At 71.0% G+C, this 15657-nt stretch carries 16 protein-coding genes and 1 pseudogene; 14 read left to right on the top strand and 3 right to left on the bottom strand.

Annotated features, from left to right (window positions below):
- Positions 1 to 6: 6 nt before the first annotated feature.
- From ACFWVV_RS19780 to ACFWVV_RS19770, 3 genes are all read right to left on the bottom strand, one after another.
- The gene (locus ACFWVV_RS19780; protein ID WP_384352424.1) at positions 7 to 486 is read right to left on the bottom strand and encodes a succinate dehydrogenase hydrophobic membrane anchor subunit; all 480 of its coding nucleotides are present in this window, start codon (positions 484 to 486) and stop codon (positions 7 to 9) included.
- Positions 487 to 495: 9 nt separating this feature from the next.
- A complete protein-coding gene (sdhC, locus tag ACFWVV_RS19775) occupies positions 496 to 876 on the bottom strand; it encodes a succinate dehydrogenase, cytochrome b556 subunit (RefSeq protein WP_347122242.1) in 381 nt (126 codons plus the stop codon).
- 189 nt (positions 877 to 1065) lie between these two features.
- Complete coding sequence (locus ACFWVV_RS19770) at positions 1066 to 1593, bottom strand: 2-oxo-4-hydroxy-4-carboxy-5-ureidoimidazoline decarboxylase (protein ID WP_384352523.1); 528 nt, start codon at positions 1591 to 1593, stop codon at positions 1066 to 1068.
- A 241-nt stretch (positions 1594 to 1834) separates the two neighbouring features.
- Here ACFWVV_RS19770 and ACFWVV_RS19765 point away from each other — a divergent pair, with 241 nt between their 5' ends.
- The 14 genes and pseudogenes from ACFWVV_RS19765 to ACFWVV_RS19700 all read left to right on the top strand — a co-directional run bounded on the left by ACFWVV_RS19765 (position 1835) and on the right by ACFWVV_RS19700 (position 15640).
- Positions 1835 to 3541, top strand: a complete 1707-nt coding sequence (locus ACFWVV_RS19765; RefSeq protein WP_384352421.1) for a glycoside hydrolase family 20 protein — start codon at positions 1835 to 1837, stop codon at positions 3539 to 3541.
- 214 nt (positions 3542 to 3755) lie between these two features.
- Positions 3756 to 4265, top strand: a complete 510-nt coding sequence (locus tag ACFWVV_RS19760; protein ID WP_384352418.1) for a hypothetical protein — start codon at positions 3756 to 3758, stop codon at positions 4263 to 4265.
- A gap of 281 nt (positions 4266 to 4546) precedes the next feature.
- Positions 4547 to 5179, top strand: coding sequence for a hypothetical protein (locus ACFWVV_RS19755; protein WP_384352415.1), 633 nt, complete (start codon positions 4547 to 4549; stop codon positions 5177 to 5179).
- 616 nt (positions 5180 to 5795) lie between these two features.
- Complete coding sequence (locus ACFWVV_RS19750; RefSeq protein ID WP_384352412.1) at positions 5796 to 6578, top strand: response regulator transcription factor; 783 nt, start codon at positions 5796 to 5798, stop codon at positions 6576 to 6578.
- A gap of 227 nt (positions 6579 to 6805) precedes the next feature.
- A pseudogene (locus ACFWVV_RS19745) lies at positions 6806 to 7020 on the top strand (biotin carboxylase N-terminal domain-containing protein); the annotation flags it as partial.
- A 455-nt stretch (positions 7021 to 7475) separates the two neighbouring features.
- Positions 7476 to 7805 (top strand): TcmI family type II polyketide cyclase, encoded by a 330-nt coding sequence (locus ACFWVV_RS19740; protein WP_384352409.1) that lies wholly within the window; start codon positions 7476 to 7478, stop codon positions 7803 to 7805.
- Positions 7802 to 9073: a beta-ketoacyl-[acyl-carrier-protein] synthase family protein gene (locus ACFWVV_RS19735; RefSeq protein ID WP_384352406.1), complete on the top strand. Its 1272-nt coding sequence runs from the start codon at positions 7802 to 7804 to the stop codon at positions 9071 to 9073. The genes ACFWVV_RS19740 and ACFWVV_RS19735 overlap by 4 nt, the downstream gene beginning before the upstream one ends.
- Positions 9070 to 10284 (top strand): ketosynthase chain-length factor, encoded by a 1215-nt coding sequence (locus ACFWVV_RS19730; protein ID WP_384352403.1) that lies wholly within the window; start codon positions 9070 to 9072, stop codon positions 10282 to 10284. Before ACFWVV_RS19735 ends, ACFWVV_RS19730 begins: the two co-directional genes overlap by 4 nt.
- A gap of 97 nt (positions 10285 to 10381) precedes the next feature.
- Positions 10382 to 10657 (top strand): acyl carrier protein, encoded by a 276-nt coding sequence (locus tag ACFWVV_RS19725; protein ID WP_384352400.1) that lies wholly within the window; start codon positions 10382 to 10384, stop codon positions 10655 to 10657.
- Positions 10658 to 10718: 61 nt separating this feature from the next.
- Positions 10719 to 11504, top strand: a complete 786-nt coding sequence (gene fabG, locus ACFWVV_RS19720) for a 3-oxoacyl-ACP reductase FabG (protein WP_384352398.1) — start codon at positions 10719 to 10721, stop codon at positions 11502 to 11504.
- Positions 11505 to 11526: 22 nt separating this feature from the next.
- Complete coding sequence (locus tag ACFWVV_RS19715; protein WP_384352395.1) at positions 11527 to 12474, top strand: aromatase/cyclase; 948 nt, start codon at positions 11527 to 11529, stop codon at positions 12472 to 12474.
- Complete coding sequence (locus tag ACFWVV_RS19710) at positions 12474 to 13931, top strand: FAD-dependent monooxygenase (protein WP_384352392.1); 1458 nt, start codon at positions 12474 to 12476, stop codon at positions 13929 to 13931. The genes ACFWVV_RS19715 and ACFWVV_RS19710 overlap by 1 nt, the downstream gene beginning before the upstream one ends.
- A gap of 124 nt (positions 13932 to 14055) precedes the next feature.
- Positions 14056 to 14925, top strand: a complete 870-nt coding sequence (gene rfbA, locus ACFWVV_RS19705; protein ID WP_384352389.1) for a glucose-1-phosphate thymidylyltransferase RfbA — start codon at positions 14056 to 14058, stop codon at positions 14923 to 14925.
- Positions 14926 to 14959: 34 nt separating this feature from the next.
- The gene (locus tag ACFWVV_RS19700) at positions 14960 to 15640 is read left to right on the top strand and encodes an antibiotic biosynthesis monooxygenase family protein (RefSeq protein ID WP_384352386.1); all 681 of its coding nucleotides are present in this window, start codon (positions 14960 to 14962) and stop codon (positions 15638 to 15640) included.
- Positions 15641 to 15657: the final 17 nt, after the last annotated feature.

The following is a 15657-nucleotide window of genomic DNA, read 5'->3' as shown; positions in this document are numbered from 1 at the left end:
CCGGGCCTAGCGGATGTTCGGGTCGAAGGTGAAGATCACCAGCGTGCCCAGAAGGACGGTGAACACCGTGGCGGTGTACAGCAGGTTCTTCAGCCAGAAGCGCGTCTTCGGCTTCTCCGCGTAGTCGTTGATGACGGTACGCAGGCCGTTGGCGCCGTGCAGCATGGCCAGCCACAGCATGATCAGGTCCCAGGCCTGCCAGAACGGCGAGGCCCAGCGGCCCGCCACGAAGGCGAAGCCGATCTTGCTGACGCCGCCGTCGAGCACCAGCTGGATCAGCAGGTGGCCGATGACGAGGACGACGAGCACGATGCCGGACAGGCGCATGAACAGCCAGCCGTACAGCTCGAAGTTCGTGCGGGTCGAGCGGGGCGTCTTCGAGGTGCGCTGGCGCGGGGGCTCGATGACGGGCGCCGGGTTGTCGGCGTCGTAGAGGCTCACGCCTTCGACGGGGCCGACGCCTGCGGAAGAGGTCTCAGCGGACATGTTCTTGACTCAGCTCCCGAAGACTTCGCGTACGGCGTGACCGAGCACGGGGTACAGGGCGCCGACCATCAGCACGATCCAGATGCCCAGCACGGTCCAGAGCATCTGCTTCTGGTAGCGGGGGCCCTTGGACCAGAAGTCCACGGCGATGACCCGAAGGCCGTTCAGCGCGTGGAACAGGATGGCGGCGACAAGTCCGTACTCGAGCAGTGCGACGAGCGGGGTCTTGTAGGTTGCCACGACATCGTCGTACGCCTCCGGGGAGACGCGGACGAGAGCGGTGTCGAGGACGTGTACGAACAGGAAGAAGAAGATGAGGACGCCGGTGACTCGATGAGCCACCCAGGACCACATGCCTTCCCGGCCGCGATACAGCGTTCCAGCCGGCACGGAAATACCCTCCGGGAGCGGGGATTGGGGTCGGCCGGCTTGGTTATGTCGGTCTGACCCGGCCGGGTACGGTCCACCGGCCCCGGTCATCGTAGCGACGACTTGTCGGTTCCCTCGCCCGGGGGCCTCCGGTGTGATCAAACAGGCAATCAAACAGGCACGGACGGGCTACCGGAAGGCGCGGACGGGCTACCCGGATTCCGGCCAGGCCCCCACGGCCCTGGCGAGCCGGCCGCGGGCCAGCCGGCGCAGCTCGTCGGCGGCCACCGCACGCTCCTCGTCGGGCTCGTTGCCCAGCCGGGAGCGGATTTCGGCGAGGATCCGGTCCAGCCGCTCCCGCGGGGCGCAGGCGTCCAGGCAGATCACGAAGGCGTGCCCGAAACGGCTCTCGTACGCGGCGTGCGCGGCGCGCAGCGCGGTGAGTGCGGCCTGGGGCGTGTCCGCACCGGGCCCGGGCGAGTCCTCGCAGGCCAGTGCGGCGGCCACCTCACCGACGGACAGGTCGTACGAGGCCTCGTCGGCGGCGGCGAGGAGCGCGTCCCGGTCGGGGTAGGGGCGGTGTGCGGCCAGCCGTTCGGCCCAGCGGCGGCTGCGGCAGCAGGTGTGCAGGACGGCTTCGGCGAGGTGCGCCGGGGCCGCGTTGAACCGCTCCAGCGCGGACGGTGACGACCGGGCACCCGGCAGGGGCGACGTACCGCCACGGCCGCTCGTTGTCAGGGAGGCGGAGGGGTGCAGCGTGCTTCCTTTGTTCGGGTGGGGGAGGCGGCCGAGCGCCGGGTGGGGGCGGACAGCAGGTCCGCAAACGCTATCGAGAGGGGGAAGGGAGTGTCCTACGGATGCGCGAATTTCATCAGAACGAGAGGGTTTGTACACGCGGTGTAGACGGCTTCTGGGATGGCGACTCGTACGTTCGGACGGGTTGAGTGCAGTTTGCGACACATGTGAAAGTTGGTCACGTATGAGTAATTCGCGAGGAACGCACAGGCCGGGCAGTCGGCACACCCACCGGCGGGGCACGGCGGTGTCGCGCGGAGCGCTGGTCTCCGGCACCGTCGTCGCGCTCGCCGCCGTGACGACGGTGACGGTCGCCGCCTGGCCGGACCAGGGCGACCGCGAGCCCACGCACGCGGCGTCGCAGGCCGCCACCCCGTCCGCGGCGACCCGGGCCAGCGGCGCCCCGCCCCCCGACGACGCGAAACCGCCCGCCCCGCCCACACCGACCACCTCCCCGGCCCGTCCGGTGACCGGCCCGCCGCGCGCCATCCCCTTCGTACGGGACGTGAAGGCCGCCAAGGGCGCCGGGTGGCGGCCCGTCGCCGCCACCCGGGTCGTCGTCGCGGCGGGCAGCGAGAACGCCCTCGCCGACGAGGGCAGGCTCCTCGCGGGCGAGCTGAGGAAGAAGTACGCGCAGGGAGTGGCGGCCCGCCCCGGGGACGTGGAGCTGGCCATGGGAGCGCCGGGCGCGCCCGAGTCGTACACCGTCACCACCTCCGGCGGGAAGGTCCGCATCACCGGCGGTGACGAGGCGGGCGTCTTCTACGGCACCCGCACCCTCAAGCAGGCCGTCCGCTCCGGCGGCGGGCTCGCGGAGGGCGTGCTGAAGGACGCCCCGGCCAAGCCCCGGCGCGGTTTCGCGCTCGACACCGCCCGCAAGCACTTCGACGCCGGCTGGATCGAGGACCGCATCCGCGAGATGGGCGACCTCAAGCTGAACGAGTTCGGCCTGCACTTCTCCGACGACCAGGGCTTCCGCATCGAGTCCGCCTCGCACCCGGAGATCGTCTCCAAGGACCGCCTCACCAAGGCGGAGGTCCGCCGCATCGTCGCGCTCGCCGCCTCCCGGCACATCCGGGTGATCCCCGAGATCGACTCGCCGGGACACCTGGGCGCGGTCATCGCCGCCCACCCCGGCCTCCAGCTCCGCAGCGCCGCGGGCAAGCCCTCGCGCGGCGCCGTGGACCTCGCCAACCCCCGGGCCGCCGAGATCGTCGACGAACTCCTCGCCGAGTACGCGGAGCTCTTCCCCGGCCCGGCCTGGCACCTGGGCGGCGACGAGTACCGCGCGCTCACCGTGAGCGACCCGGAGGCCACGTACCCGAGGCTGGCGGCCGAGGCCAAGCGGAAGTACGGGCCGCGGGCCCGGGTGCAGGACCTGGCGACCGGCTGGCTGAACGACCGGGCCGCGGTCCTCGCCCGGCACGGCAAGACCGGCATCCGGGCCTGGAACGACGGGTATTTCGCGGGCGGCGTCGTGGACGCCCCCACCTCCCGCGAGGTCGCGTACTGGACCGGCAAGGAGATCGGCGCCCGCGAACCCCTCGAATACCTCAGGGAGGGCCGCAAGGTCCTCAACGTCAACGACGAGTACCTCTACTACGTGCTCGGCGAGCCCAACGCCTTCACGTACCCGACGGGCCGCCGCATCTACGACGAGTGGACCCCGCGCGTCCTGCGCCACAGCGAATCCGTGCCCGCCCGCTACGACGCGCAGATCACCGGGGGGCAGTTCGCGGTCTGGTGCGACTACCACGACGCGCAGACCCCCGCCCAGGTCGCCAAGGGCATCCGGCTGCCGCTGCGCGCAGTCGCGCAGAAACTGTGGGACCCGCGTGACCCGGCGCTCGACTGGGACGCCTTCAAGCGGCTGGCGGGTGACGTGGAGTAGCGATCCGATGCGCTCCGTACCAGGTGGGAGGGGGTGCGCGGCCCGGCGGCTGCGTGTGATCCGGGCCGCAAGTCTCCTTCCGAGCGCCATGACTCCCCGTCGTGTGGGCACAATGTGCCAGGACTGTGGTGGATACGTGCGCAACTGACCGTTCGGGCTCCGTCCGGGTGAGGCTGGAGCCTCTTGAGGTCAACGCGTGGGGGGAGTGGAGCAAATGGGTTTCTGGGGTTACTTCGTCGTAGGGAAGACCAGCGGGCCGCTCTCGGAGCTGGAAGCATTGGCCGAGGTCAGGGACGACCTCGCGCTCTACGACGAGCGTGCGGGCGGCTGGCAGGTGTGGGAGCGGCCGAGCGAGCCGGAGGTCGGCGACATGGGCGCCCTGGCGCGCGGTGTGTGCCGGGACACCGGGGCGCCGGCCCTGTTCGCGTTCGTGATGGGCAGCGACTGCGTCGTCGTGGAGGCTGCCGCGCCGGAGGGCGGCTCGTGGTTCGCCTGTCTCGGGCGGGCGGCGATGGCCGGATACCTGCAGGCGGACGGCCTGCTCCTGGAGGACCTGTTCCTGTCGGCCGAGGACGCGGCGGAGAAGGCCGTGTCGTGGGCCGTCGAGACGGGCCGGACCGTGGAGCTCGGCCCGCTCGTCGAGGTGCTGAAGTCGGAGGCCGATCCGGTGGCGGAGGAGCTCTTCGGGCAGTTCCTGGACGCGCTGGGGCTGGAGCGGCAGTGATGTTCCGGCGGTGTCCGGGTGCTGTCGCGGCGTCGCCCGGGTGCCGGCCGGTGCTGCCCGGGTGACGATTCGGTGACGAGGGGGGTACCGGCGGGTGAGGTCCCGGTTACGCTCCGGGGGCGCGTGCGGTGCACCGGCCGCTGAGGGTTCCGGGCGGCCGCCTGTGACGTAATCCGGCCACGGTACGCAGACGGAGGCAGAGGGTCCGCATCGGGCGGACCGCCGCATCTGCCGGGGTCGTGCGCGCCTGGTCGTGTGTGCCGTCGTGTCGAGGAGAACGCGTGAGTCTGACGCTGGGGGAACTGACGGAACGGATGGACCGCGCCGACGAGCGCGGCCTCGCGGTGAGCGCGCTCGCCTGCCTGGACCGCTGCCTGCCGCTGCTGGAGTACGTGGGCGGCAGCCGGCCCGCGGGGGCCGGTGGGTCTGCCGGGGCTGACGGGGCTGCCTGGTCCGGCGGGTCCGGCGGTGCCGACGGCCTGCCCCGTGCCGACGGCCTGTCCGGCGTCGACACGGAGGCGGCGCTGCGCCCGCTCTGGGAGGCGGCGGAGGGCGGCGAGGCCTGGCTCGGCCGGCTGCGGGAGGCCGCCGCCGGGGTCGTCACGGCCGTCGGCGAGACGGACTTCGGCCCCGCCGGTGCGCTGCGCCGCGCGGCCGACGTACCGCAGGTGTACGAGGCCGGGGAGCTGCGGCGCTGGGCGCGGGAGTGCTCGGCGGCGGCCCTGGCCGTACACCGCCACCTGGACGGCGGCCGCGAGGACGGCCCGCTCGCCACGGGCGAACTGCGCCGCCAGGAACGCCTGCTGGGCCTCCTCACGGGCGAGGGCGACGGCCTACGGGCGGTCCTGGTCCAGTCGGACGAGGGAAAGCGGGTGCTGCGGGCGGCGGCGGCACGAAGGGCCCGCCGGGGCTGAGGGACGGCAGGACGGCCGGGGCGTAAGGGCCCGTGCGCGGCTCCGCCAACAGCCGCACGACGTACACGTGCCACTCCTGGCGCGGGCCCACCTCCGCGCAACGTCCGCCTTCGGGACCTCCTGGCGCGGATCCACCTCCGCGCCGTGTCCGCCTTCGGGACCGAGGTGCAGGCCCGCGCGGACGACGACGCTCCGGTGAAGGAGTCCCGCCAGGACGTGGGAGCTGTCCACCAGGGCCTGGAGTGCGGTGCTCCGGCGGCTCAGGGCCTCCTCTTTCCTCGTGGCACCCACCTCACGGGGCACCCCCGGCGGGCATGGTCGGTGCCGCTGCGTAACGGCGACTTGACGGATCGCAACAGGCCCTTGGGTGGGTTTCCAGGGTCGGCGGGTTTGCGAAGGGCGGCCCGGCGGGCCGACGCGGCGGCACCGAAGCGTGCTGACGTGCTGCTCTCACGCCCGAACTACTGGGGCTTGAACGGGACTTGCTCGATTGTTTCGGCCATGTTGCCGGAGTGGACGGACATTGACAACCGGATCATCGGTTCGTAGGTTGCAATGGTCGTTGCTCTTTACGAACAGGCTGGACTCGCGCGCGTCGAACGGTTCAGGGGGACCCATGGAACAGCGTCGGACAGAACTGCTGGAGCTTGACAAACTCCTCCCACGTCAGCGGGGGGAGCCCCTTCACGATCCGGTGGCCGACAACGGCCAACCGAGACGGCCGGCCCAACCGGTCGCGGCACGGCGGGTCCTCGTCGTGGAGCGGAACGCCAAGGACGCGGAAGCGCTGGTGAGCGCGCTGCGGCGGGAGGGGTGCAGTGCCCGCAGCGTGGAGACCGCGGGGGCGGCCCTGAAGAGCTACGAGGACGTCGATCTCGTCCTCATCGACCTGGAGCTGCCCGACCTCGACGGCCTGGAGGTCTGCCGCAGCATCAGGTCCACGTGCAACGTTCCGGTGATCGTCGTCACCGCCCGGGGATCGGAGCTCGACCGCGTGCTCGGCCTGCAGGCGGGGGCCGACGACTATCTCGTCAAGCCGTACGGTTTCCGCGAACTGATGGCCCGCGTCGAGGCGGTCATGCGGCGGAGCCAGGTCCAGGAGCCGCTGAACCGGGCCATCAGCCACGGCCCCCTACGGATCGACGCGGACGCTCGCAAGGTCACGCTGCGCGGGCGGCGCATCGACCTCACCCGCAAGGAGTTCGACCTGCTGCACCTGCTCGCCTCCCAGCCGGACACCGTCATCACCCGCAAGCGCCTCATCCACCAGGTCTGGGGCGACTCGTGGTCCCGGCGGACGGTCGACACCCACGTCAGCAGTCTGCGGAACAAGCTCGGGAACAGGAACTGGGTCGTCACGGTCCGGGGCGTCGGGTTCAGTTTCGGTCGCGGCGACTGAAGACGCCCCCGGCTCCGAGCCGGCCGGCCCTGGACGTGTTCTCAGCGGTCGGCACCGGGTGGGGGGTCTCTTGCAGGTGCCCTGATGCTTCTCCGGACTTCGTCGCACATCCCCGCACGTTGCTGCGCAAAACTGCCGAACTCCTGAAGTCGCGCCGCTTGAGGTGCGCCACCGCGCGCCGGACCCTCTTGAGGACGGTCCGTTCAGCCGAGTGACAGGAAGCCGGCGTGCGCAAGGTGCTCATCGCCAACCGAGGTGAACTCTCCGTCCGTGTCGCCCGTGCCTGCCGGGATGCCGGGATGCCGGGACCGGGTCCGTGGCGGTCTACGCGGAACCCGACCGGAGCGCCCTGCACCCCCGCGCGGCGGACGAGGCCTTCGCCCTGGGCGGTGACACCCCCGCGGTCGGCTACCTGGACAACGGCCAGGTGCTCCAGGCCGCCCGCGCCCTCGAAGAGGTCCCCGGACTGTACGAGTCCGCCGCCCGCGAGGCGGGAAGGCCAGGAGGGCCGCCGGCGAACTGATCGCCGTCCTGGAGGCCATGAAGAGGGAACAGCCCGTCAACGCCCACCGAGCCGGCACCGTGAAGGCCTCAACGCCGAGGCCGGCGGCTCGCTCACCTCCGGCGCGGTCATCTGCGAGATCGCGGAATGACATTTCGGCGACCACTCCGCGCACAAATCTGAGGGGTTCTGACATTCATCTGACCTGAACTCCCTTGAGTTCGGTCGGGGTAGCGAACAGCATGGGTATCGGTTCTTCTTGGCGCGCCTTCCAATTTCTGCGGGAACACTTCTCCCGGGAACGGTTCCCCTTAGAATGCCGGAATTCGCATGCGCCGATCTTCCGTGCGTGAGCGTGACGAGAAGTCTTTCCGATGTCTGCGGAGGAGAGAATTATGCACAATACGTTGATCGTGGCCCGGATGGATATCGAATCCAGCGTCGACGTGGCGAAACTGTTCACCGATTTCGACGCCTCCGAGATGCCCCACCGCATGGGCACCCGGCGCCGCCAGCTGTTCGCCTACCGGGGCCTGTACTTCCACCTGCAGGACTTCGACGCCGACAACGGCGGCGAGCTGATCGAGCAGGCCAAGACGGACCCCCGCTTCGTGCGGATCAGCGACGACCTGAAGCCTTTCATCCAGGCGTACGACCCGGCGACGTGGCGTTCACCGGCGGACGCGATGGCGACCCGCTTCTACGACTGGGAGGCGTCCGCGTGACGGGACGGCGAGTCGTCATCACGGGCATCGAGGTCCTGGCACCCGGTGGCATCGGCCGCAAGGAGTTCTGGAGTCTGCTCAACGAGGGCCGCACCGCGACCCGCGGAATCACGTTCTTCGACCCCTCTCCTTTCCGCTCCCGGGTGGCCGCCGAGATCGACTTCGACCCCGAGGAGCACGGGCTGAGCCCGCAGGAGGCCCGCCGCATGGACCGGGCCGCCCAGTTCGCGGTGGTCGCGGCCCGGGGCGCGGTCGCCGACAGCGGCATCGCACTGGGGGACCTGGACCCGTACCGGGTCGGGGTCACCGTCGGCAGCGCCGTCGGCGCCACGATGGGCCTGGACGAGGAGTACCGGATCGTCAGCGACGGCGGACGGCTCGACCTGGTCGACCACACGTACGCGGTGCCGCACCTCTACGACTACCTGGTGCCCAGTTCGTTCGCCACCGAGGTGGCATGGGCGGTGGGGGCCCAGGGTCCGAGCACGGTGGTCTCCACCGGCTGCACCTCGGGGATCGACTCCGTCGGTTACGCCGTGGAGCTGATCCGCGAGGGCTCGGTGGACGTGATGGTCGCGGGCTCCTCCGACGCGCCGATCTCACCGATCACGATGGCCTGCTTCGACGCGATCAAGGCCACCACGCCCCGCCACGACGAACCCGGGCGCGCCTCCAGGCCCTTCGACGGGACGCGCAACGGATTCGTGCTCGGCGAGGGGGCCGCGGTGTTCGTCCTGGAGGAGCTGGCGGCCGCCAGGAAGCGCGGCGCCCACATCTACGCCGAGATCGCCGGCTACGGCACGCGCAGCAACGCCTACCACATGACCGGCCTCAGGCCCGACGGTACGGAGATGGCCGAGGCGATCCGGGTGGCGCTCGACGAGGCGCGGATGAACCCGGTGGAGATCGACTACGTCAACGCCCACGGTTCCGGCACCAAGCAGAACGACCGGCACGAGACCGCCGCCTTCAAGCGGAGCCTCGGGGAGCACGCGTACCGCACCCCGGTCAGTTCGATCAAGTCGATGGTCGGTCACTCACTGGGCGCGATCGGCTCCATCGAGATCGCCGCGTCCGCGCTGGCGATGGAGAACAACGTGGTACCGCCCACGGCCAACCTGCACACGGCGGACCCTGAGTGCGACCTCGACTACGTGCCGCTGATAGCCCGCGAGCAGATCACCGACGCGGTGCTCACCGTCGGCAGCGGATTCGGCGGATTCCAGAGTGCCATGGTGCTGGCCAGACCTGAGAGGAGCACGGCATGAGTGTGTCCGCGGTGGTGACCGGACTCGGCGTGATGTCGCCGAACGGGCTCGGCGTCCAGGACTTCTGGGCGGCGACCTGCGGCGGTAAGAGCGGCATCGGCCGGATCACCAGGTTCGACGCGTCGTCGTACCCGGCCCGGCTGGCCGGGGAGATCCCGGGGTTCACGGCCGAGGACCACCTGCCGAGCCGGCTGCTGCCGCAGACCGACCGGGTGACCCGGCTGTCGCTGGTCGCCGCGGACTGGGCGCTCGCGGACGCGGGCGTGATTCCGTCGGAGCTGCCCGAGTTCGACATGGGGGTGGTCACGGCCAGCCATGCCGGCGGGTTCGAGTTCGGCCAGAACGAGCTGCGGAAGCTGTGGAGTCTGGGCAGCCAGCACGTCAGCGCGTACCAGTCGTTCGCCTGGTTCTACGCCGTCAACAGCGGCCAGATATCCATCCGCAACAACATGAAGGGGCCCAGCGGCGTCGTCGTCGGCGACCAGGCCGGGGGGCTTGACGCGGTCGCTCAGGCGCGTCGGCAGATCCGCAAGGGGACCAAGCTGATCGTCTCCGGGGCGGTGGACGCGTCCCTCTGCCCCTGGGGCTGGGTGGCCCAGCTGGCAGGCGGCCGGCTGAGCACCAGCGACGAACCGACCCGCGCCTACCGGCCGTTCGACGCCGAGGCGAGCGGGCACGTGCCGGGCGAGGGCGGGGCGATCCTCCTGATGGAGGACGCCGACGCGGCGCGCGGGCGCGGCGCCAGGATCTACGGCGAGATCGCGGGCTACGGCGCGACCATGGACCCCCGGCCGGGCAGCGGGGGCGAGCCGGGGCTGCGCCGGGCGCTGGAGACCGCACTCGCGGACGCCGGGGTGCGGCCCGAGGAGATCGACGTGGTCTTCGCCGACGCGGCGGCGGTGCCCGATCTCGACCGTGCGGAGGCGGCGGCGCTCACCGCGGTCTTCGGACCGCGGGGGGTTCCCGTCACCGCGCCCAAGACGATGACCGGTCGCCTGTATTCCGGCGCCGCCCCGCTCGATCTCGCCGCGGCGTTCCTGGCCCTCGCCGACGGTGTCATCCCGCCCACCGTCAACACCGACCCGTCGGCCGAGTACGGCCTCGACCTCGTTCTCGGGACGCCGCGTCCCGCCGAGCTCCGCACCGCCCTCGTCCTGGCCCGTGGCCAGGGCGGTTTCAACTCGGCCGTGGTGGTCCGGGCGGTCGCCTAGGGACACCCCTCCCGGGCCGGTGGGACCGGCCCCGGCCGTTCCCACGGCCGGAGTTTCCGCGCACACGTCATCCAGCACACGAAGGGAACGACCGCACATGTCCATCACGACGGAATTCACCCTGGACGACCTGAAACGGATCCTGCGAGAGGGTGCCGGCGCCGAAGAGGGCGTGGACCTCGACGGCGACATCCTCGACACCGGCTTCGAGGAGCTGGGCTACGAGTCGCTGGCCCTCCTGGAGACGGGCAGCCGGATCGAGCGCGAGTTCGGCGTCACCCTCGACGACGACGTCCTGAGCGACGCGCAGACGCCGCGCGCGCTGCTCACCGGCGTCAACGCCGCGATCCGCTCCGTGGGGACCGCGGTCTGACGGCTCCGGCTCCATCCGACCACCGCATCCCCCATCACCCACCGGAGAACCGGAGAAGAAGATGCCGGAGCAGATCAAGAAAGTCGCTCTCGTCACCGGAGCCACCAGCGGGATCGGTCTCGCCGTGGCGCGGCTCCTCGGCGAGCAGGGACACCAGGTGTTCATCGGCGCCCGTGACGCCGACAACGTGAGGTCCACCGTCAAGCAGCTGGGCGAGGAGGGCATCGACGCCGACGGTGCCGCCGTCGACGTCGGTGACGGCGCGGCCGTGACGGCGTTCGTGCGGGCGGCCGTCGACCGCTTCGGCACCGTCGACGTGCTGGTGAACAACGCAGGTCGCAGTGGCGGCGGGGTGACCGCCGACCTCACCGACGAACTGTGGGACGACGTCATCGCCACCAACCTCACCAGTGTCTTCCGGGTGACCCGCGAGGTACTGAACACCGGCGGCCTGCGGCACAAGGAGCGCGGGCGCATTATCAACATCGCGTCCACGGCCGGTAAGCAGGGCGTAGTGCTCGGCGCCCCGTACTCCGCCTCCAAGCACGGTGTCGTCGGCTTCACCAAGGCGCTCGGCAACGAGCTTGCGCCCACCGGCATCACGGTCAACGCGGTCTGCCCCGGTTACGTCGAGACGCCGATGGCACAGCGCGTCCGCCAGGGCTACGCGGCCGCCTACGACACCACCGAGGACGCGATCCTGGAGAAGTTCCAGGCGAAGATCCCGCTCGGCCGCTACTCCACGCCCGAGGAGGTGGCAGGCCTGGTCGGCTATCTGGCCTCGGACACCGCCGCCTCCATCACCTCGCAGGCGCTGAACGTCTGCGGCGGTCTCGGCAACTTCTGACACCTCCGAAGGAAACGACACCATGACGACCCGCCAGGTCGAGCACGAGATCGTCATCGACGCCCCCGCAGACGCCGTCTACCGGCTGATCGCCGAGGTCCACAACTGGCCGCGGATCTTCCCGCCCACCCTCTACGTGGACCATCTGGAGCGGGGTGACGGCGAGGAGCGCATCCGCATCTGGGCAACCGCCAACGGCCAGGCGAAGAACTGGACCTCGCACCGCACCCTGGACCCGGGGGAGCGGCGGATCGGCTTCCGCCAGGAGGTCTCCGCCCCGCCGGTCGCCGCCATGGGCGGCACCTGGATCATCGATTCGCTCTCCGACACCAGGTCCCGGGTGCGGCTGCTGCACGACTACCGGGCCGTCGACGACGACCCGGAGGGCCTGCGGTGGATCGACGAGGCCGTAGACCGCAACAGCCGCTCCGAGCTGGAGGCGCTGAAGACCAACGTCGAGGTGGCCCACGCGGCCGAGGAGTTGACCTTCTCCTTCGAGGACACGGTGCGGATCGCCGGCTCGGCCAAGGACGCCTACGACTTCGTCAACGAGGCGGACCTGTGGGCGGAGCGGCTGCCGCACGTCGCCTCCGTCCGGTTCAGCGAGGACACCCCCGGGCTGCAGAGCCTGGAGATGGACACCCGGGCCAAGGACGGCTCGACGCACACCACGAAGTCGTACCGGGTGACCTTCCCGCACCACCGGATCGCCTACAAGCAGATCACCCTGCCGGCGCTGATGACCCTGCACACCGGCTACTGGACCTTCGAGGAGAAGGAGGACGACGAGGGAGGCGCTTCCGTCTCCTCGCAGCACACCGTGACCCTCAACACGGACAACATCGCCCGGATCCTCGGCCCCGACGCGACGGTCGCGGACGCCCGGGAGTACGTGCGGAACGCGCTGAGCACCAACAGCCGGGCCACCCTCGGTCACGCGAAGGACCACGCCGAGAGCCGGCGGACCTGATGACGTCCGCGCACGCCGTGGACACCGACGTGCTCGTCGTCGGTGCGGGACCCGTCGGGCTGATGCTGGCCGGGGAACTGCGCCGCGGTGGTGCGCGGACCCTGGTGGTGGACCGCAGGGAAGGACCCACCACCGAGTCGCGGGCCTCCACCTTGCACGCCCGCACCATGGAGATCCTCGACAGCCGCGGTCTGCTCGAGGCCCTGGACGACCCGCCGAACGAGACCCGCGGTCACTTCGGCGGGATACCGCTCGACCTGACCCTGCCCGGCCCCTGGCCCGGGCAGTGGAAGGTGCCGCAGACCCGCACCGAGGAGCTGCTCGGGGAATGGGCGGCCGGCCTGGGCGCGGACCTGCGCCGCCGGCACGAGCTGCGGGCGGTGCGGGCGGGCGCGGACGCCGTCGAGGCGGTCGTCGCGGACCCGGGAGGGCTCCCGCTGCGCGTCCGGGCGCGGTACGCCGTCGGCTGCGACGGCGAGGACAGCACGCTGCGCCGGCTCACCGGGGCCGGATTCCCAGGCCGGGCCGCGGTGCGCGAACTGCTGCGCGCCGACGTGGCCGGGATCGACGTGCCCGACCGTCGGTTCCAGCGGCTGCCGCGCGGCCTGGCCGTCGCGGCGCGCCGGCCCGACGGGGTCACCCGGATCATGGTGCACGAGTTCGGCGCCGTGGCCGGAGACCGGGGCGGCGAGGTGGACTTCACCGAGGTCGCCCACGCGTGGAAACGGGTGACCGGCGAGGACGTCAGCGCCGGCACCCCGCTGTGGGTGAACTCCTTCGGCGACGCCCACGCGCAGCTCGTCCGCTACCGGGAGGGCCGGGTGCTGTTCGCCGGCGACGCGGCCCACCGGCAGATGCCCATCGGCGGCCAGGCGCTCAACCTGGGACTCCAGGACGCCGTCAACCTCGGCTGGAAACTCGCCGCACAGGTGCGTGGCCGGGCCCCCGACGGCCTGCTCGACACCTACCACACCGAACGGCACGCCGTCGGCCGCCGGGTCCTCGGCAACATCCGGGCCCAGGCCCTGCTCCTGCTCGGCGGCCCCGGGACAGAGCCGCTCCGGGCGCTGCTGCACGAACTGATCCGCGACCGGCCCGAGGTGCGCGCACACCTGGCGGGGATGATCTCCGGGCTTGACATCCGCCACGGCGGCCACCTCCGTCTCCCGCACACCGCAGTGCTGACGCCCGACGGCGCGACGAGCACGACCGCGCTCCTGCGCACCGGCGGGCGCGGACTGCTGCTCGACCTGGCCGACGATCCCCGGCTGCGCGCCACGGCCGCGCCCTGGGCGGACCGGGTCGTCACCGCCACCGTCCGCCCCGCCGGACCCCACGGCCCGCTGGGTGACGCCGGAGCCGTCCTCGTACGTCCCGACGGCTACGTCGCGTGGACGGGCGACGCGGCCGCGGAGGCCGGGGACGCGCTCCGCGCCTGGTTCGGCGCAGCTCGCTGAAATGCTCTGACCGGAATTGACGTCGTTCTGACCTGAGCCGTCTTGAAGCCGGTCCGGCGGCTCAGGATGATGGATTTCCGGATCCCTCGTGAAATACCGGCGGACGAATCCTGGAGGCAGGACAGTGAAGGGAATCATTCTGGCCGGAGGTCACGGAACGCGACTGCATCCCATTACGATGGGAATGTCGAAGCAATTACTTCCGGTCTACGACAAGCCGATGATTTATTACCCGCTTTCGGTGCTCATGCTGGCTGGTATCCGTGACGTCCTCATCATTTCCTCCCCGCTCGACCTGGACGGATTCCGCCGGCTCCTCGGTGACGGCTCCGACGTCGGACTCACCCTCACTTATGCCGAGCAGGACGAGCCGCGCGGCCTCGCCGACGCCTTCGTCATCGGCGCCGACCACGTGGGCGACGATTCGGTGGCCCTGGTCCTCGGGGACAACATCTTCCACGGCCCCGGCTTCAGCGGGCTGCTCCAGGACACCGTGGTGGACGTCGACGGCTGCGTGCTGTTCGGCTACCCCGTGCGCGACCCGGAGCGGTACGGCGTGGGCGAGGTGGACGGCGAGGGGAACCTGGTCTCCCTGGAGGAGAAGCCCGCCCTCCCCCGGTCGAACCTGGCCATCACCGGGCTGTACTTCTACGACAACGACGTCATCGACATCGCCAAGAACCTGCGCCCCTCGGCGCGCGGCGAGCTGGAGATCACCGACGTCAACCGGATCTACCTGGAGCGCGGCAAGGCGAAGCTGATCTCGCTGGGCCGCGGCTTCGCCTGGCTGGACACCGGCACGCACGACGCGCTGGCCGAGGCCGGCCAGTACGTGCAGATCCTGGAGCACCGCCAGGGAGTCCGCATCGCCTGCATCGAGGAGATCGCCTGGCGGATGGGATTCATCGACCGGGAGACCTGCCACCGGCTCGGCAGCAGGCTCGCGAAGTCCTCGTACGGCCGCTACGTCATGGACGTGGCCGCAGCCGGCTGACCCCCCTACCGATCACTGCGTACCAGGGAGAATCGTGCCTTTCATCTCGCCCGACGACGGCTACCTGAGCCTCTTCAACCTGTTCGACACCGAAGACCGCGACAAGGAGGCACAGGTTCTCCAGGCGATGCGGGGCATCGTCGACAACGCCGACTACCCGGGCTGGATCTCCTCCACCGTGCACGCCGGGCAGGACTCCCCGGGCACCGCCAACCTCGTCCAGTGGCGCAGCGCGGAGGACCTCGCGGCACGGTACGCGGGGGCGGAGTTCCAGACGAAGACCGTGCCGGAGTTCCACCGGCTCGCGACCACGGTGCAGCTCATCAGGACCGAAGCCGTCTTCGGCCAGCGCCACCCGTCCCTGGGTGACACCACCGAGATCTCCACCGAGCGCGACGACTACACCGTCATCTTCGTGCTGCGCTCCGAGCCCGAGAACCAGGCGGCCCTGGTCGACGCGATCGCCAAGCCAGACGAGTGGCTGCTGACCGTCCCCGGCTACCGCTCCCACACCTACTTCCGGTCCCTCGACGGCACCGCCGTCCTCAACTACGCGCAGTGGGACGGCAAGGAGGCATACGACGCCTTCCACACGCTGCCCGACACCGATCGCCCCCTCGACGTGCAGAAGGCGCGGGTGCGGGCGCGGTCACTGTCCACGTCGCGGTGGGCGAACACGTTCCGGACGTGGCACTCGCGCTCCGCGCAGAGCTGACGGCCCGACGACCACCG

The organism is Streptomyces sp. NPDC058663, from assembly GCF_042716745.1.
Lineage (GTDB): Bacteria > Actinomycetota > Actinomycetes > Streptomycetales > Streptomycetaceae > Streptomyces.
Note: the sequence above shows the minus strand (reverse complement) of the source record. Positions and strands in the feature narration are given on the sequence as shown.